Raw genomic sequence first — 19718 nt, forward strand, 5'->3', positions numbered from 1 at the left:
AATGATGGAAAATATTAGTATTTCGGTAGTTGTTCCTGTTTATAATGAAGAAGGCAATATAGCAAGGTTGCATAAGGAGATTAAGGATGTATGTGAAGAAAATGGGTACACATACGAAATCATTTTTATAAACGATGGCTCTTCAGATGCGACGGATGAGGTGTGCAGGACATTGTCGCCGCTGAAGCTTATTACTATGCGTAAGAACTTTGGACAGACAGCTGCAATGGATGCGGGAATTAAGGAATCTCAATATGATTATATAGTAACAATGGACGGAGACGGACAAAATGATCCGGCAGATATTCCTAACATGCTAAAATACCTTAAGGATAATGATGTAGACGTAGTTTCAGGGTGGAGAAAGAACAGAAAAGATACTTTTATGAAGAGATTTGTGTCAAGGGGAGCTAATTTCCTCAGGTATTTGCTTGTACATGATGGTATTCATGACAGTGGATGTTCTCTCAAGGTTTATAAAAGAGAGTGCTTCAAGGGTATTACGCTTTATGGAGAACAGCATAGATTCATCCCCGCCATTCTTAAGATTAAAGGCTTTACAGTTGGAGAGGTAGTTGTAAATCACAGGGCGAGAACTTCGGGATACACCAAGTACAACTGGAAGCGCACGATAAAAGGCTTTGTTGACATGATTTCAGTTTGGTTCTGGAATAAATTTGCCACAAGGCCTCTCCATCTTCTTGGCGGAATTGGATTTGTTTTTGAAGTACTTGGGTTTGCGTGCGGAATTTGGTCAATAGTTCTTTTTGCTATGGGAAGAAAGATGTCCAATAATATCTTCCCGCCGCTTTTAACTGTATTTTTCGTTATCATAGGTCTTTTGATGATCATATTTGGCCTAATGAGTGAGATTTTGATTAAGACTTACTATGGAGTACATGTTGATACACCCTATAGTGTTAAGTCTGTGGAAGAATTTGAGAAACATTGATGTATGTGTGGGATTTGTGGATATGTAGGTAAAAAAAGAATAGATGATAAAGTGCTTAATAAGATGCGTGATACCATGACGCATCGTGGGCCAAACGATGCTGGTTCGTGGCAGATTGCCAGCAATGAATTATTCATTGGCCTTGCCCATAGGCGGCTTTCGATTTTTGACCTTTCTGAGTTGGGACATCAGCCCATGCATACAGCTGATGGGAGAGTTTCCATCGTATTTAACGGAGAGGTCTATAATTTCAAGGAACTTCGAAAAGAGTTGGAAAAAGATGGCTACACCATTAAGTCCGATTGTGACACTGAAGTAATCCTTTATTCATATGCCAAATGGGGCGAGGAGTGCTTTTCTAAGTTTAATGGCATGTTTGCGATTGCTATTTGGGACTCTCGGGAAGAAAAGCTTGTGATTGCAAGGGACAGGATGGGAGTAAAACCGTTCTTTTACTATTTTAATCCTGAAGAACACGACTTTGTTTTTGGGTCCGAACTTAAGCCTATCATGCTTTATCCATCATTCCATAAAGAAATTGATTATACGTCTCTGGCTAATTATCTTTGTTACAAATTTGTGGCTGCGCCCAGAACTATTTTTAAGAATACGTACAAGCTGGAATCCGGCACTTATGCGGTGTTAAAAGGTAATCAGCTCACAATCTGCAAGTACTGGGATATCGCGAAGCAAAAAGAATCCATGTCTAGTCGGATTATTACCAATTTTGATAGTGCAAAACGCGAGCTTAATGAGGTCCTGACAGACGCAGTAATGAAGCGTATGGTGGCTGACGTGCCAGTTGGAACGTTCCTAAGCAGCGGAATAGATTCTGCGCTGATTACTGCGATTGCGCAAAAGAATCTTTCAACTCCCGTCAGGACTTTCACCATTGGTTTTAATGAAAAAGAGCGAAACGAGGCCGATAAGGCGGCTGAAATAGCAAAATATCTCGGTACCGATCATACAGAGCTTTATATCGGTGATAAGGAAATCTTTGACATGCTGGAAGGAATTGTAACTTATTACGATGAACCTTTTTCTGATGCGTCACAGCTTCCAACCATGCTGGTTTCCAAACTGGCAGCGGATAACGTGACTGTTGCTCTGTCCGGAGACGGCGGGGACGAGCTCTTTTGCGGTTATAAGATGTACGACCTGGTGGATATAGCCCAGAAAGTGGACTGGGTGGGAAATCTCCTTTACCATATTCCCGGGATGAATGCCATCAAGGGAAGTATACGCCCGGAAGTAAGGGCACTTATAAATAACCGAAGCGATGATTTCAGGACGCAGCTCTTTATCGATGTTACGGCAGAGCAGGTCAGCAACATTCTGGGTGGAGTGGCAGTTAATCCCAAGCATCCGGATGAAGCCAGATTTAAGTATAAAAACTGGCAGGAGCGCCGCATGCTCCTTGATATGGTCACATACCTTCCGGACGAGATCATGTGCAAGACGGACAGGGCATCTATGAAGTATTCTCTGGAGGTCAGAAGCCCTCTTTTGGACTACCGCGTAGTCGAGAAATCCTTCCGGATTCCCCACGAGTACAAATTTACCAGGGATATCAAGGCTGGCTCTTTCCCGAAGAATGTACTTCTGGGAGATAAGAAGCATATCCTAAAGGCCCTCGCCTACGATTACATTCCGAAGGAATACCTTTCAGGCCCCAAACGTGGCTTTGGTGTACCTCTCGCCAAGTGGCTTCGCGGACCATTGAAAAAAGAGATCATGCGATATGCAGATGAGAGTTACTTAAGACAACAGGGCCTCTTCGATTCTGAAGGCGTAAGAAAGCTCATCCAGATTCAGGAACACAACAACACAATCATTTACAGTTCGGTATTGTGGTCTTTTTATATGTTCCAGAGATGGTGGGAAGAGTATATGGAATAAATACTATATGTTATAGACTAAAGTGAGCTTTTTTAGTGATGCATATTTTTTGAGATGGAAGAATTGTGCGATGGAAAAGATAATGCCAAACCGCCTCGACAGAGGCTTTTATATGTATCAGGAGGAATTCGAGAATAAGGCTCTCGAAGTATTGCGTTCCGGATGGTATATACTTGGTAATGAAGTTAAGAGTTTTGAAGAAGAATTTGCAAGCTACGTTGGTGCAAAGCATTGTGTGGGCCTGGCTAGTGGTCTTGATGCACTTTGGATTGCGTTCCGGATACTTGGGATTGGACGGGGCGACGAAGTTATTGTTCAGGGAAATACATATATAGCAAGCGTTATGGGAATTACCATGAACGGTGCAACTCCAGTATTTGTTGAGCCTGACGAGTTCTTTAATATTGATGCAGACAAAATTGAAGAAAAGATTACTGAAAAGACGAAGGCTGTTCTCATAGTACATTTGTATGGACAGGCGTCAAATATGGCTCCTATTGTCGATATTTGCCATAAGCATAACCTGCGTCTTGTAGAAGATTGTGCCCAGGCTCATGGTGCTAAGTTTAACGGGCAGCAGATTGGAACATTCGGTGACATCGGCTGTTTTTCTTTTTATCCATCAAAGAACCTTGGGGCTTTTGGAGACGCAGGTGCCATCACGACCAATGATGATAAAATAGCAGAAGATACAAGAGTTTTTCGCAATTATGGCTCTGAGAAACGATACTACAACAAGGTTGTAGGGGCAAATTCCAGACTCGATGAGATTCAAGCTGGATTCTTGCGTGTCCGTCTCGCACATCTTGATGAACTCGCCATGGAAAAGAAAAATATATGCGAGCGCTACCTAAATGAGCTTAATAACATTAAAATCGAACTTCCAAAGATTCGTGAGAGAGCCACTCACATCTGGCATCAGTTTGTCATAAAAAGTGACTATCGCGATGAATTGATGAAGTACCTTGATGACAATGGTATCGGGAGTATTATTCACTATCCGATACCGCCACATCTTTCCGAAGCCTACAGTTATCTTGGGTTAAAAGAAGGTGATCTCCCAATGACAGAGAAATATTCCAAAACAGTGCTTTCGATTCCGCTATACAACGGAATGACCAAAGATGAGCAGGATTATGTTATTGAGAAGATAAACAGCTTTTAAATTCTCAAAAGTGACGAAGGACAAGGGGTGAATACCTGTAAAGCGTATATGAAAAAGAAATTACTATTCGTAATCCCATATCTTTACGAAGGTGGCGCACAACGAGCGTTATCCAATATACAAATGAACTTTCCGGATGATTGGGAAATAGAGACTTTAGTAAATAGTGAATATAAAAAAGCTTTTCCGTTTCGAGGGAAAATACATTCGCTGGGTATAACAGAGAAACCCAAAACAGGTTCTGTATTGTTCCAGTTCCGGGTATTTGTTCTTAGAATACTTAAACTGCGTAAGCTTAAGAAAAGTGGCAATTACGCTGCTTGCATCAGTTTTAGTGATAGTGCTAGCGTAGCCAATATTCTTTCAGGTAATAAATATTGCAAAACAATTGTATCAGTAAGAGTGTCTTTGTCAGGAAGCAGGGACTTACCTCAATATAGGTATATAGTTAACCCTTTGGCGCGGCTTATGTATGGGCGTGCAGATAAAGTAGTTGCTGTATCAAAAGAACTTGAAAAAGAGCTTGTTACAGATTTCAAACTCGATAAGAAAAAAGTGGTAGCAATTCCAAATGGCTATGACTTAGAAAAGATAAAAAAGCTTGCGGATGAGGCGATAGAACCTGAAGTTCTAAATCGAATCACCGGAAAAAAAATAATTTGTAATGTTGGAAGATTATCTCCTCAAAAAGGGCAGGGGCATCTTATAAGGGCATTTCAAAAAGTACATGACAATATTCCGGATTCCGTTTTGCTGATCGCAGGCGAAGGCCCTCAGGAGCAATACTTAAACGACCTAATAAAACAGCTAGATTTGAACGACTGTGTTATTATGTTGGGGCATACAGAAAATGTTTACAAATACCTGAATAAATCAGATCTTTTTGTTTTCCCTTCTTTGTTTGAAGGCTTCCCTAATGCACTTGCTGAAGCTATGTGTGTAGGTTTACCGTGTATTGCTTCTGACTTTAGGACTGGAGCAAGAGAGATTATTGCGCCAGATATTATGGATAAGACTGAGCCGGTTACCAAGGCGATTGATTGCGAATACGGAATCTTAACACCTGTTTGTTCCGGCACAGAACATAGTAGTTATATACCGCTTGAATCAACCGAATCGGAATTATCAGATGCTATGATTCGAGTCTTGACTGATAAAGAATTATCTAATCAACTTGAAGGAAAGAGTGTTGAACGGAGCAAAATACTTGATATCAGGAATGCAATCCATAAATGGATTCAAGTAATTTACGGAGAATAATCAAGGAATTGTAATTGGAAATTATCATTACTAATCTTCATAAGAGGTATTGGCATTGCCAGCATTCTAAGCGGGAAGTATAATTGTAGAATAATGCTTGTTCCACAGTGACAAGTATTATCACTTTATTGAAAGAAGGACAGCGTTTTTGTGAGTAGTTTAATATATAAACTTCAAATGATTCGAGCAACAAATTTGAGTTATTGTTTTTGCCAATTCTTAGGAGCAAAAGGTTTTTATAATAACAATTCAGACGAAGAGTATTTACAGCGCTTGTATAAGTGCTTTTACGGTAAGAAGATCAATTTTGATAATCCTACTACATTTTCAGAGAAAATGCAGTGGTTAAAATGTTATTACCACAATCCACGGTTGACGCAGATGGTTGACAAATATGAGGTCAAGCAATATGTAATTGATAAGCTTGGCGCGGAGCATATAATACCATGCATTGGAGTATGGGACAGACCTGAAGATATAGAATATGATAAGCTTCCAGATGCCTTTGTACTTAAGGCAACTCATGATAGTGGTGGATTAAGAGTTGTCAAGAATAAAGCAGAATGTGAATTTGACGCTATAAATAGCTATTTTGACGCAAGGCTGAAGAGAAATTACTTTTATGGTAGTCGTGAGTGGCAATATAAAAATGTTAATCCGAGAATAATAGCTGAGCCATACGTAGATGGGCTGGGAAACGCTGATTCCATAGAGTACAAATTGACTTGTATTCACGGAAAAGTTGAGTTTATAACTGTTTGCGGTGGAATAGCCCATAATAGACTTGATTACCGGACAAACGATTTTTATGATCGAGATCTTAACAAACTTAACATGGTCACAACGTATTATGATAATTCCGGCAAGGATCATGTTTTTCCAAAATGTATCGATGGTATGATTGAGGCTGCAGAATTGTTGTCTGCTGAATTTCCTACCGCAAGAGTAGATTTTTACGTTATTAATGATGATTTCATTTTTGGTGAGATTACTTTCTATACATGGGGCGGATTCTTTAAGTTTGTTCCTGAAAACTGGAATGTGATTCTAGGAGAGAAATTACAGTTACCCCAAGCAATTGAGTGATATTTTTATTGTGAGCATAAATGAGATGAAAGAATGATCAGAGTATTACACATTGTGGGTTCATTAGAAAGGGCTGGAATAGAGACTTTTTTAATGAATATCTATCGCAATATAGATAGAAGCAAGATTCAATTTGATTTTGCAATATATAATGAGCCAACTGAAGGGGGATATGCCTCTGAAGTAAAGAAACTTGGGGGTAAGATTTATTTTATTCCTACCAAAAGTGAGAGCTTGTTTAAGTGTTTCTCAACTATAAAAAGAATTGTCAAAGAGAATAATTATAGTATTGTATGGAGACATACAGATACATGCGTGGGCGGAATAGATTTACTTCCGGCATATTGGGGAGGAGCAAAAAAACGAATTCTGCATTCACATTGTGCAGAGCAATTAGGGATTATTAGATATTTGCATTTCCTTCTTAGACCACTTTGCAATATCATCAGTACTCACAAAGTGGCTTGTGGAGAAAAAGCAGCTTTGTGGATGTTTGGAAACAAAGAATATAGAATCATTCCGAATGGAATTGATACTGAAATATTTAAATATAATGAAAGCATACGAAACGAGTATAGGAAAAAACTAGGCCTAGAAGATAAAATTATCTTAGGTGATATAGGAAGATTTGAAAAGCAGAAAAACTTTGCTTTTTTAATTGAGATTTTCTATAGCTATTTAAAGCAACATGAAAATGCTGTTCTGATTCTGGTAGGAAAAGGCAGCTTGGAAACAGAGTGCAAGGAAATTGTAGAAAAGTACGGCATTTCTGATAAGGTTCTGTTCTTAGGTGAGAGGAATGATGTGCCGCAATTATTACAGGCAATGGATGTATTTGTGATGCCATCATTGTTTGAAGGTTTCCCTGTGGTTTTAGTGGAAGCGCAAACAGCAGGATTGCCATGTGTTATTTCAGACACCATATCCAATGAAACAGATATTATCGGAGAAACTAAGTATGTTTCTCTTGATTGCGGTGTGGATAAATGGTGTGATGCAATCAATGATAAAATCGGTATCAGAAAGAAGGATGGTTATTTGCAGGTGGCAGAGAAGGGGTACGATGTAATCCAAAATGCAAAAATAATAGAGTCTTTCTTGATAGATGGTTTTGAATAAGTGTCCAGAGGATATCAGGATGAAAAAGGGGATATATATAACTACCTATAGCGACTCAGAATCGGTAGGGGTTAAAAAGAAGGTTGATAGTCAGATAAAGGTGCTTAGCAATTATTTCGATGTTAAGCATGTTCATATTCCAAAGAGAAGAAATAAAATAAAAAAAATACTATCCATTCTTCCAGGTGGTTCAATAAGTCGTGAATATGAAAGTGGCCTTGACGAAATAAAAAGATTTGGCTGCGATTTTGCTTATATAAGGAAAGGCGATTTTGACAGAGGGTACCTGAAGTTTTTGAAAACAATAAGGAACAACTACTCAGGCTGTAAGATCATTATGGAATTTCCTACTTATCCATATGATAACGAGTATTTATCAAGTAAAACAATGATACCTTGGTTTTTTAAGGATAAAATATATAGAAAGAGAATTCTTAATCTGGTTGATAGAATAGTTACATATTCATCAGATGATTACATTCTTAACGTAAAGACCCTTAAAACGAAAAATGGATTCCTGGTAGATGATATAGATGTTGATTATGACTATAAATATGGTGACAGTATTGTTTTAATTGCTGTAGCTTCAATGCAAAAGCATCATGGATATGAACGTATAATTAAGGGAATCAGTGAATATAAAAAGTCAGGATACAATAAGAGGGTAGTATTAGAACTAGTTGGCGAAGGTGGTAGCTTACAAACATATAAAGAATTAGTTAAACAGTATAAACTTGAAGATGAAGTTATTTTTTGTGGTAAGAAAACTGGAAAAGAATTGACTGAGTTATATCAAAACGCAGATATAGGACTTGGAAGTTTTGGTTTTCACATAATTGGAGCTGAGAAGACAGTTTCCAGTACGTTAAAGACAAGAGAATATCTTGCATATGGTATGCCTTTTATATCAGCATGTGTAGAAGATGTGTTTATTGGCAATCCGGATTGTGAGTTCTACTTAAAATATCCCGATGATGAAACTTCCGTGCCAATAGACGAGATTGTGGCTTTTTATGAAAGGTTAAAGAATAAGTATTCAAAAATTGAACTTAGGAAAATGATTCATGATTTTGCAAAGAATACTATTGATATGAGCGTTGTTATGCAACCGATTGTGGATTATTTAGAGGAATGAATCAGGAGAAATCAAGTATTTTATGAGAATAATGACGGTTGTTGGAGCGCGTCCGCAGTTTATAAAAGAGGCTGTTGTCTCCAGGGAATTAAGAAAAAAGCATAATGAAATACTTGTCCACACAGGCCAGCATTATGATTATAATATGTCTGAAAGCTTTTTTGAAGAACTCAGCATTCCTGATCCGGACTATAATTTGGGAATATCTGGTGGTAGCCATGCAGAAATGACAGCAAAGATGCTGATATCCCTCGAAGAAGTTATGAATAAAGAAAAACCTGACTGGGTTTGCCTTTATGGGGATACTAATTCGACTTTGGCTGCTGCGCTTGCTGCAGCAAAACTACATATTCCGATTTGCCATATTGAGGCCGGCGTTAGAACTCATTCTATGACTAATCCGGAGGAAATCAATAGAATTTGCACAGATCATGTATCTTCTCTGCTTCTTGCTGCTACGCAGGAATCGTTGACAGAACTGGAGAAGGAAGGCCTTTCTGATAGGGGAATCTTTGTAGGGGATCCTATGTACGACGCTTTTGAAACTTACAAAGATAAAGTGCAGTTGGATAGTATTACGCTTAGAAAATTGGATGGCGGAGAAATAAGTGTTCCAAGGGAGTATTATTATCTGACATGTCATAGAGAAGAAAACACAGATGATGAAAAACTCACTCAGATATTAGATGCTATGGAGGAATTGCGGGAAAAAACAGTTTATCCGGTGCACCCAAGAAATACTAAAAGAGCTTTAAAAGTTTTTGATGAGAGGAAATACAACAATATTATATTGACAGAACCTGTTGGGTATCTTGAGAGTATTTGCCTTGTAAACAATGCCATGAAAATTGTTACGGATTCTGGCGGATTGCAGAGAGAAGCTTTTTTTGCCAGAAAGCAATGCGTGACAATTTTGGATTTTGTATGTTGGCAAGAGACGATGGTTGGAAATAGAAATCAGCTTGCTAAGCCGGATAAAAATGATATTTTGGAAAAGCTTGGCGCAAAGCAGATTATTGAAGGAGAGTATAAACCATTTGGCGATGGGCATTCTTCTGAAAAAATTGTTTTAGCTATTGAGAATTATTAGTGAATGGAGCGCTTATATGAAGTATGCATTAATTGGTTGCGGGCGTATTTCGCCCAATCATATTGTTGCTGCACAGAACAACAACCTTGATATAGTAGCAATCTGTGACATAGAAGAACAGAACATGCACGATAAAATCGTAAAGTTTAAATTATCTGAAGATGTGCATTGTTATACTGATTATTTGGAAATGCTGGAGAAAGAAAAACCTGAGTTGGTAGCAATCGCTACTGAATCAGGTAAGCATGCTGAGATTGCAGTCAATTGCCTAAAGAAGGGGCATGCAAACGTTATTATAGAAAAGCCTATTGCGCTTTCCCTTGCGGATGCAGACAGAATTATTGAAACTGCCAAGGAAGAGGGCTTGAAAGTCTGTGCCTGTCACCAGAATCGTTTTAATAAATCGATTCAGAAAATTCGTGAAGCTGTTGAGATGGAGAGATTTGGCAGGCTGCTTCACGGAACTGCGCATATCAGATGGGCTAGAGATTATGAATACTATTCTCGTGCAAAATGGCGTGGTACATGGGCTCAGGATGGTGGAGCTCTAATGAATCAGTGTATTCATAATATTGATCTTTTGAGATGGATGATGGGCGATGAGATTGACTGTGTTGTGGGTATGACAGATCGCCTTAAGCATGATTATATTGAGGCAGAGGATTTAGGAATAGCACTCATAAAATTCAAGAATGGTTCTTATGGAATAGTTGAGGGAACTACCAACATTTATCCCAAGAATCTCGAAGAAACATTATATATCTTTGGAGAAAAAGGTACAGTAAAGGCCGGTGGAGCATCTGTTAACGTAATCGAAGAGTGGAGATTTTCGGATATGCTTGATGACCCGGAAGATGTTAAAGCTCGTTTCCATGAGAATCCCCCTAATGTCTATGGCTTTGGTCATACACCTCTTTATGCAGATGTTATTGATGCAATAAATAAAGACAGAAAACCATATGTAGATGGCGAGGCAGGCAAGAGAGCCTTGGAGTTAGTACTTGCTATATATAAGTCTGCTGCAACAGGAGAGATGATAAAATTCCCATTAGAGAATTGTTCAACTGTGGAATTTGAAGGAAGATTTGATAATGAGTAAAGATTTTTTTGTACATGAGTCGAGTTATGTTGACGATAATGTTACAATTGGCAAAGGAACAAAAATATGGCACTTTTGTCATATTCAATCCGAAGCATCGATTGGAGAGAACTGTTCTCTTGGCCAAAATGTTAATGTTTCAAACAATGTGAAGATTGGCAATGGGGTTAAAATTCAGAATAATGTAGCAGTTTATGAAGGTGTAGAACTTGAAGATTACGTGTTTTGCGGACCATCAATGGTCTTTACAAATGACCTCACACCAAGATCTCAATATCCTAAGGGACATGAGAACTATAAAAAAACATTGGTAAAAAAAGGTGCTACTATAGGTGCAAATGCAACTGTCGTGTGTGGTAATACTATTGGTGAATATGCCATGGTGGCAGCGGGATCGGTTGTTACTAAGGATGTTCCACCATATACGATAGTTAAAGGTATTCCTGCTGTACCATACGGAAAAGTGGATGAACAGGGGAATATTGTTGAAAGATTCTGAGTGTTGTTAATGAATTTGGAGCTTGAAAAATGCAATTTAGAGATTTGAGAAAGCAATATGAACTTCATAAATCTGACTTTGATGCTGCAATAGAATCAGTTCTGCAAGGAACTGATTTTATTCATGGTAAGAAGGTTGTCGAACTTGAAAAAAAACTGGCAGAATATGTTGGAGTAAAGCATTGCATAACATGTGCAAATGGTACGGATGCACTTCAGTTGGCGCTGATGACGTGGAATATTGGTGCAGGCGATGCTGTATTTGTTCCTGATTTTACTTTCTTTTCAAGTGGAGAAGTGGTATCAACTGTGGGGGCTATTCCTGTTTTTGTTGATATAAGCGAAGAGACCTTTAATATCAATCCAAAGAAATTGGAACAGGCAATAAAAAAGGTTAAGACTGATGGAAAACTTGTTCCTAAAGTAGTAGTGGCGGTCGATTTATTTGGGCAACCTGCAGATTATCAGGAAATCAAACGCATATGTAAAGAGTATGGATTGCTGCTATTGGAAGATGGTGCCCAGGGCTTTGGTGGCAGAATTGGAACAAAGAAAGTTTGTAGCTTTGGAGATATAAGTACTACATCATTTTTTCCGGCTAAGCCACTTGGTTGTTATGGCGATGGTGGTGCCGTTTTTACGGATAATGACGAATGGGCTGCACTCCTTCGATCATTATGTGTGCATGGAAAAGGCGAGGATAAGTACGATAATGTCAGAATCGGAATGAATTCAAGATTAGATACTATCCAGGCAGCGGTACTAGATGTTAAGCTGGGATTCTTGGATGAAGATTTGGAGGCTTGTGATAAGGTTGCTAAGTCATATTCTGAAAAACTTAATGGTAGTGTTGGTGTACCGGAAATAAGAAATTCATATTTTTCAGCCTGGGCTCAGTACACGATTCTTCTAAAGGATAGTGACGAGCGCGATAAAGTGATGAAAGCATTGAAGGACGAGGGAATTCCTTCAAATATCTATTATGTTAAACCTATGCATAAGCAGTGCGCTTTTGTGGATACTTTATATACAGTTGATGATTATAATGTGACTACGGATATATGTAGAAGATGCCTGTCACTTCCTATGCATCCATACTTGGAGGAAGATGATATCAGAAGAATTACGGATGTAATCAACGAAGCAGTAAAGTAATTGGCCTTTTTTAGATTGGAATAAACGATAACTATGTGCGGAATAGCGGCTTGCATACAACAAAAAGGTAAGATTGATAAAGATAAATTTGATCGAATGACTGATATTATCAGCTACAGAGGTCCTGATGACAGAGGCGTGTATTATGATGGCAATTTAGCATTGGGACATAGACGCTTGTCAATAATTGATCTTTCATCTGATGGGCATCAGCCTTTTGAAAAGATAGAAGGATATGTTCTTGTCTACAACGGAGAAATATATAATTATATTGAGCTTAGAGATGAACTAGAAGCTAAAGGTTATGTTTTCAAGACAAAAACTGATACAGAAGTAATAATACATGCGTATAGAGAGTGGGGGGGCAAGTGTGTCTGCCATTTCAATGGTATGTGGGCTTTTGTGTTGTATGATAAGAAAAAACAGCAGCTTTTTTGCTCAAGAGACAGGTTTGGTGTAAAACCATTTTATTATACGGAGCAGGAAGGCATGTTTTTGGTAGCTTCTGAGATCAAGCAGTTTTTTCAAATACTAAAAGAAAGACCTAAAGCTAATAGAGATATGTTATTGCAATACATCATTCGCGGAACAAATGATGTTGCACCATATACTATGTTTAAGGATATATATCAGTTAAATCCGGGACACAACATGGTATATGATTTAGCTACTAATCGCATTGCCAAAGAAAGGTATTATAGTATAGCCAATAGTAAGGAAATAAAAATAAGATATGAAGATGCTTGTAGCATTTTTACTGAGGCATTTTCAAATGCAGTGATGCTCAGGCTCAGATCAGATGTGCCGGTAGGATACTTTTTATCTGGTGGGCTAGACAGTTCTGCTATTGTCTGTACGGCGGATAAGAATATTAGAGAATCTGGCAATTGCTTAGCATATCAGGAACAGCATACAATTTCAGCATGCTTTAAAGAAAAAAACTATGATGAGCAAGAATACATAGATGAGGTTATTAAGGTTACCAATATTATTCCGCATAAGATTTTTCCAAGTACAGAAACGTTGTGGGATGACCTTGATAATGTCATTTGGCATATGGATGAACCATTGGGGTCTACTTCGACATTTGCGCAATGGTCTGTATGTAAGGCTGCAAAAGAGCATGGTCTGACTGTAATGCTTGATGGTCAGGGAGCGGATGAACAATTAGCTGGATATACTGCCTTTTATACTGTCCTATTTGTGGATGCTCTAAAGAAGTTTAAATTCAGATATTTGAAGAAAGAAGTTGATGCATATCTTCGACTTCGTGCGCAATCAGAAAAACATATATCATCTACCGATATAATTCTGTCTGCGATACGAGAATGCTTGATGCCAAAAGTATTGCATAAGTTTATAAAGCGTGTTTATCTGGAGAGGGTGCAAAAGATTCCTTTTGACAAAAAGATTATTAGGAAAACTTTAGAAAACGAATATATATATCCTCAAGGAAAACCAAGGGAGTTTATAAAGGCATATGTTGAGAATGAACTATTGCAACTACTGCATAGAGGTGATAGGAATTCAATGGCTTTTTCGATAGAAACTCGCGAGCCTTTTTTGGATTATCAATTGGCTGATGCATTATTTGAAATGCCTTATGAATATAAAATCAGAGAAGGCTATAGTAAGGCTGTGCTTCGGGATGGATTAAAAGGGACTCTTCCCGAAAAAGTAAGAATGCGTGTAAGTAAATTTGGCTTTGTTACGCCAGAAGAAAAATGGATTAAAGATAATAGTGAGATTTTTCGGAATGAGTTAGTACAAGCACTAGCGGTATTTGAGGAATTATTTGATACTGATAGAGTATTAGAATGGTATGACCAGAATAATTCAAATATTCAAAGAGGAAACTCTATGATATGGAGAATTATTGATTCTGCGAGATGGGCAAGAATATTTAACGTTTCTATTTAGATGGTAAATTATGATTACATACAAATTTATGGGACAGGTTCCCAATAATCAGATTCTGAAGTTCTATGGTGAACATGATGTGAATTGTTTTGTTATGCCTTCAGAAATGGAAGGACTTCCGGTTTCTATTATGGAGGCCGAAAGTGCGGGAATTCCAATTATCGCTACAGATGTTGGCGGGATAAGGGAGATGATAGATGGGAATGGGATTCTATTGCCTTCTAATCCTTCTGCTGAAGAAATTGCCTATGCTCTAATTAAAGTATTGGGAGTATCGGATACTCAAAAAAGCTTGATGAGAGCTAAATCTAATGAAATATGGAAGAATCTTTTCGATGCTAAGAACAACAGTATTGCTTTTGTGAAATTTATAGAAGAGCAGTTGGAGTACAAAGGGGAAAAAATATTTTTTTTTACTGAAGGTTATCCATATACTGATAATGAAAAGAGCTTTTTGGAAGAAGAATTAAAAGAACTATTAAGACATTATGATGTTACTATTATTGCGAGAATAAATGGAAGAATGACAGATGAGAATGCATCTGTTGCTCGGAGTAATATAGATAGTGTTCTAAAATGCGTATCTTCTGATTATAAGATTGAATCATTTGCATATGAGGATTCGTGGTCTATTCCTCGGAATATATTTAGAATAATCGGTTATTTTTTTGATGGTAGAACAAGATTGGAAAGAAAAGATATTTTTCAATCCGGAGAAAAGTTTGGAATCAGGATTTGGGAGTCAATAAAGTATTATTGCAGAGCCCAGATGTTTTATAGGTGGATGGTAAAAAACAATGTTTATCATATTATTCCAAATGAACAAATACTAATCTATTCATATTGGAATCTACAACCTGTTTTGGGAACTTGTTTTAATCGTAGAGTCCTTGGTAATCCTAAAATTATTACCAGAGCACACGGATATGATTATCAGGATGAACAATGGCCCAATAGTAGAAGAAAGCCATTTATGAAAACTATTGATAAAATGATAGATGCGATAGTTTTTGTAAGTGAATCAGGGAAAAAATACCATGTTCATAAACATGGCGGAGATTTAGACAGTAAAAAGTATTATGTGAGTTATATTGGATCTAATAGTTTGGAGAGGGCATTTTCGAATAATCAGCAACCTGTGATTTCAGATTTACAACATGGGAAAGAACGTTTCTTAGTAGCTAGTTGCTCATCTTTGATTCCGCTAAAACGAGTGTATCTCATAATTGATGCTTTACAAATAGTTGCTCAGAATATGGAAGATATAGAAATAGAATGGGTGCATTTTGGTGATGGACCACTTAGAGCAGATTTAGAGGAAAAGGCACGGACATTGTTGAAATAATCGCAATGTCCGCTATTTATAAAAGGAATAGAAGCATGCTGATTAGTATTGTTACACCAATTTATAACAGCAGAGAGTTTTTGAATGAGTGTATTGAATCTGTTTTAAAACAGACAAATCCAAACTGGGAACTAATACTAGTTGATGATGGTTCTACAGATGGTAGTGGGGAAATATGCAATGTATACGCTAGAAAAGATGCCCGAATAAAAGTAATTCACAAGGAGAATAGCGGACAGTTTGATAGCAGATTATGTGGGATAAAGGCATCATCAGGTGAATATTGCACTGGATTGGATTCTGATGATTATTTGGAATGTGATTGTGTCGAGAAGTTATTGGAGATACTTCAAGAAAAACAATATGATGTAGTTTCATGGGATTTAAGGATTGTAGAGAATAAAAAAGAAATAGGCGTTAATAAGAAGAGGCGATATGGAGAGTATTCTAATATAGATTTTTTGGAATATATTATTTCTTCAACAGATCATTCATTCTGCAATAAGCTTATAAAAACCGAATTATTAAAAAAGGCGTATTATGGAGTGGTTCCTCAAAATGTTAGACATTCCGAAGACTATATTATGATTTGTCCAGCTATTTGTTGCTCAGAGAATATAATCGCAGTGGATGAGACACTATATAATTACAGGCAAGTAAGCGAGAGCGTGACACACGCGTATTATGGGAAGAGGATTATTGATTATTTGGATTCATCATTATGTATAAGAAATATATTGGAACACTATTCGCTTATGTTACCGCATTTGATCGAAGAAGAGAATAAAGCGTTGGTGTCTCCGGTAGGTGATTGTTTAAAACAATCATATAAACGTGAGACTTTAAAAAAAGAGGATGTTGAGACTATTAGGAACCATCCTATATATAAACAGCTGGCACATTATGAAAAAAAGCAGTATTCGACTTATGATATAATTGTTTTCATGAGAATGTTTAGATATAGATTGGATTGGCTTATTGCGCTTTTGTATAAGAAAAAAGTTTAATGAAAAGGTATGACAAGTAATAGAGGCAGCTTATGTGTATTTAAGGCATTATTAGTTATTATCTAGGTGTTTGAAATGGAAGATTTGGTTTCTGTATTAATGTGCGTTTACGATACGCCAATAAGCTTTTTGAAAGAAGCTATAGAAAGTATATTAGATCAAACGTATGAGAATATAGAATTTATCATAGTGGATGATTGTTCAAAAAGTTTGGAAGTAATTGACTGTTTGAGGAAATATAGTGACTTGTATGATAGGATATTAGTTGTTCGAAATCCCTGTAATATTGGTCTGACCAAGTCGCTGAATGTAGGATTAGAATATTGCAAAGGCAATTTTATAGCAAGGATGGATTCAGATGATATTGCCTTACCAGATAGAATTGAGAAACAGATTCGATATTTGAAAGATAATAGAGATGTAGCTATGGTAGGGAGCGATATTATATGTTTCGGGGATAATATGAATGACATTGATACGTCAATGGAAACAGATTCATGTTGTGACTATGAGTTTTATAAGGTTAGCTCTCTACTTAGACATTCCGGACCGCCACATCCTACTTTTGTATTCAGAACTAGTTTTTTGAACGAGCATGGTATAAAATATCGTGAGAATATCCTTAAAGCACAAGACTACGGGATAATGGTGGATATACTTAAAAATGGTGGTGTGATTAGGAAGATTCATGAGCCATTGCTTAGATATAGAATCCATGAAAAACAGATTACTGCTAGTTCTGAGATAGAACAAAAAGTATATCAGCTAAAGGTTTCATACGATTATATAAAGTTTTTGATTAAAGATATTGCTGATGCTGAGGCACTATCTATATCTATGTTAGGGTGCATGTTTCAGTTGGATGAGGTAGTAAATGCAATAAAAGAAAATGATTTATTAGCCCAAAATTGTGATTTTTCTCAAGAACTATTAAATAAATTGGAAAATGCGAATGTTTATTTGGATGGGCAAAGAAAATTGCTTAGTATTAATAAAAAGGAAAAACTTTTTGATGAAAAGCTTTTGCGAGAAGAGCTTTGCTATTATTGGTGGAAAATGGCTCTTCATAACACGATAAGAAAGCATAGATTATGGGGATTTGGTTTATATACTTTGAATTGCTATAAGTGTGTTTTAAAGAGAAAGATATATGGAAAATATTAAAGCTTTATTTGGAATAATTTATCAATTAAACTATATTCTTACACGAAAACAAAAGAAAGATGCTATTTTTGTGTTTGCTACGATGATTTTATGCTCTGTCATGGAATTATTAGGAGTTTCAGTTATTTATCCGTTGCTTCAACTTATGATGAATGAGAATTCATTGAAGATGCAATGGTATACTAGATGGATTTATCAGATATTTCCTGAAGCAACATTTTCATTCACGCTTGTAATTATATGTGCTTTTGTAGTGCTTATTTATTTAATAAAGAATGCCTTGACTTTGTTTTGTAGATACACCCAATTCAAGTACGCGGCTGCTTTTCAGCGTGAATTGTCTACTACAATGTTGAATTCATTTTTGAAACGTCCGTATGAGTATTTTTTGAATACCAATAGTGCTATGCTTTTACAACATATTCATGGAGATACTTCTGCTACTTATAATGTGCTACTCAGCCTTTTTGAATTTATAGCGGAAGCATTGACTGTTATTCTGATTGGGGCCTATTTGTTGTATACTGACTTGGGGGTTGCTATTGCTGCACTAATGCTGGCAGCCCTGTGCTTTTTGGGAATAGTCATTTCGTTTAAAAAGAGGCTTAAGAAGGCAGGAAGAGATATGGTGACTGCTGCTGCTGAACAATCTCAGACTAGTTTTCAAGCAATTTATGGAATAAAAGAAATAACAGTTATGGACAGGAGAGAGAGCTTTGTAAAGCAGTATGATGCTGCTTCTAAAGAAGTTGAGAAAATCACAGTGCTCTACAATTTTCTGTCAGTATGCCCTGATCGAATCTTGGAAGGAGTTTGCGTAGGGGGATTCATAGGTATAGCGTGTTTAAGACTTCTAACGGGAGCTAATCCTGTCTCTTTTGTACCAGTATTAGGTGCTTTTGCTATGGGTGCTTTTAAAATACTGCCATCTATATCCAAAATGTCTTCACGTATAAATAGTATTGTTTTTGGTCAAACTAGATTGAGCAAGACATATAACAATTTGAAGGAAGTAAAAGATAGTGAAAACGAGCTAAATAAGCTACTGTTGGAAAATGGGCATGATTATTCAGAGAACAATTTTTCAGTGTTCATGAATGAAATAGAATTAAAAGATGTCACATGGAAATACAGTGACACTGATTCGCCTGTATTAGAGAATGTTTGTATGCGCATACAAAAGGGTGAAGCCGTTGCGCTTATTGGTGCATCTGGTGCTGGAAAAACCACTTTGGCAGATATTATTTTGGGACTTTTTAAACCGCAAAATGGAGGCGTATATATGGATGGAATCAATATCGTTAGGATTCCTCATATTTGGTGTAAAACGGTTGGCTATGTACCCCAAACAGTATTTTTGATTGATGATACTGTGCGAGCTAATATTGCTTTTGGACTCCCAAAGAGCAGTATAGATGATGACAAAATATGGAATGCCTTAGAACAGGCACAACTAGCAGAGTTTATCAGGGGGTTGCCTAATGGTTTGAATACCGTGGTTGGAGAAAGAGGGATTAAGTTTTCTGGAGGACAGAGGCAACGAGTTGCAATAGCAAGAGCATTGTATGAGAATCCAGAAGTGTTAGTTCTTGATGAGGCTACATCAGCGCTAGATACGGAAACAGAGACAGCTGTTATGGAGTCAATTGACGCTCTTTTAGGTAGTAAAACTATTATAATTATTGCGCATAGGCTTTCAACAATTCGCAGTTGCGATAAGGTATTTGAAGTGAAGAATGGTGGTATTATAGAGCGCGATAAGAACGGAATAATTGCGTCAGAGCAGATGGGGTAAGAAACACCATATATCTGTTAAAGGGAAAC

At 37.2% G+C, this 19718-nt stretch carries 16 protein-coding genes; all 16 read left to right on the top strand.

Going from position 1 to position 19718, the window contains the following annotated elements:
* Position 1: 1 nt before the first annotated feature.
* The 16 genes from BO18_RS10060 to BO18_RS10135 all read left to right on the top strand — a co-directional run bounded on the left by BO18_RS10060 (position 2) and on the right by BO18_RS10135 (position 19689).
* The gene (locus tag BO18_RS10060; protein WP_034445860.1) at positions 2–952 is read left to right on the top strand and encodes a glycosyltransferase family 2 protein; all 951 of its coding nucleotides are present in this window, start codon (positions 2–4) and stop codon (positions 950–952) included.
* A gap of 3 nt (positions 953–955) precedes the next feature.
* The gene (asnB, locus tag BO18_RS10065) at positions 956–2851 is read left to right on the top strand and encodes an asparagine synthase (glutamine-hydrolyzing) (RefSeq protein WP_034445862.1); all 1896 of its coding nucleotides are present in this window, start codon (positions 956–958) and stop codon (positions 2849–2851) included.
* 70 nt (positions 2852–2921) lie between these two features.
* A complete protein-coding gene (locus tag BO18_RS10070; protein WP_034445865.1) occupies positions 2922–4016 on the top strand; it encodes a DegT/DnrJ/EryC1/StrS family aminotransferase in 1095 nt (364 codons plus the stop codon).
* A gap of 48 nt (positions 4017–4064) precedes the next feature.
* Positions 4065–5276, top strand: coding sequence for a glycosyltransferase (locus BO18_RS10075; RefSeq protein ID WP_034445867.1), 1212 nt, complete (start codon positions 4065–4067; stop codon positions 5274–5276).
* A gap of 336 nt (positions 5277–5612) precedes the next feature.
* On the top strand, positions 5613–6362 hold the full coding sequence (locus BO18_RS10080; RefSeq protein ID WP_255350953.1) for an ATP-grasp fold amidoligase family protein: 750 nt from the start codon (positions 5613–5615) through the stop codon (positions 6360–6362).
* Between the two features lie 33 nt (positions 6363–6395).
* Positions 6396–7481: a glycosyltransferase family 1 protein gene (locus BO18_RS10085; RefSeq protein WP_034445869.1), complete on the top strand. Its 1086-nt coding sequence runs from the start codon at positions 6396–6398 to the stop codon at positions 7479–7481.
* Positions 7482–7500: 19 nt separating this feature from the next.
* Positions 7501–8616 (top strand): glycosyltransferase, encoded by a 1116-nt coding sequence (locus BO18_RS10090; RefSeq protein ID WP_034445872.1) that lies wholly within the window; start codon positions 7501–7503, stop codon positions 8614–8616.
* A 22-nt stretch (positions 8617–8638) separates the two neighbouring features.
* Complete coding sequence (gene wecB / locus BO18_RS10095; protein WP_034445875.1) at positions 8639–9706, top strand: non-hydrolyzing UDP-N-acetylglucosamine 2-epimerase; 1068 nt, start codon at positions 8639–8641, stop codon at positions 9704–9706.
* 16 nt (positions 9707–9722) lie between these two features.
* On the top strand, positions 9723–10805 hold the full coding sequence (locus tag BO18_RS10100; RefSeq protein ID WP_034445878.1) for a Gfo/Idh/MocA family protein: 1083 nt from the start codon (positions 9723–9725) through the stop codon (positions 10803–10805).
* Positions 10798–11304, top strand: a complete 507-nt coding sequence (locus tag BO18_RS10105) for an acyltransferase (protein ID WP_034445881.1) — start codon at positions 10798–10800, stop codon at positions 11302–11304. The genes BO18_RS10100 and BO18_RS10105 overlap by 8 nt, the downstream gene beginning before the upstream one ends.
* Positions 11305–11333: 29 nt before the next feature.
* Positions 11334–12458, top strand: coding sequence for a DegT/DnrJ/EryC1/StrS family aminotransferase (locus BO18_RS10110; RefSeq protein ID WP_034445883.1), 1125 nt, complete (start codon positions 11334–11336; stop codon positions 12456–12458).
* Between the two features lie 33 nt (positions 12459–12491).
* Positions 12492–14378: an asparagine synthase (glutamine-hydrolyzing) gene (asnB, locus tag BO18_RS10115; RefSeq protein ID WP_051688637.1), complete on the top strand. Its 1887-nt coding sequence runs from the start codon at positions 12492–12494 to the stop codon at positions 14376–14378.
* 10 nt (positions 14379–14388) lie between these two features.
* Positions 14389–15723, top strand: a complete 1335-nt coding sequence (locus tag BO18_RS10120; RefSeq protein ID WP_034445885.1) for a glycosyltransferase — start codon at positions 14389–14391, stop codon at positions 15721–15723.
* Between the two features lie 35 nt (positions 15724–15758).
* Positions 15759–16730 (top strand): glycosyltransferase family 2 protein, encoded by a 972-nt coding sequence (locus BO18_RS10125; protein WP_034445888.1) that lies wholly within the window; start codon positions 15759–15761, stop codon positions 16728–16730.
* 75 nt (positions 16731–16805) lie between these two features.
* Positions 16806–17894: a glycosyltransferase family 2 protein gene (locus BO18_RS10130; RefSeq protein ID WP_034445892.1), complete on the top strand. Its 1089-nt coding sequence runs from the start codon at positions 16806–16808 to the stop codon at positions 17892–17894.
* Positions 17881–19689, top strand: coding sequence for an ABC transporter ATP-binding protein (locus BO18_RS10135; RefSeq protein ID WP_034445896.1), 1809 nt, complete (start codon positions 17881–17883; stop codon positions 19687–19689). Before BO18_RS10130 ends, BO18_RS10135 begins: the two co-directional genes overlap by 14 nt.
* Positions 19690–19718: the final 29 nt, after the last annotated feature.

Source organism: Butyrivibrio sp. AE2032 (assembly GCF_000702965.1).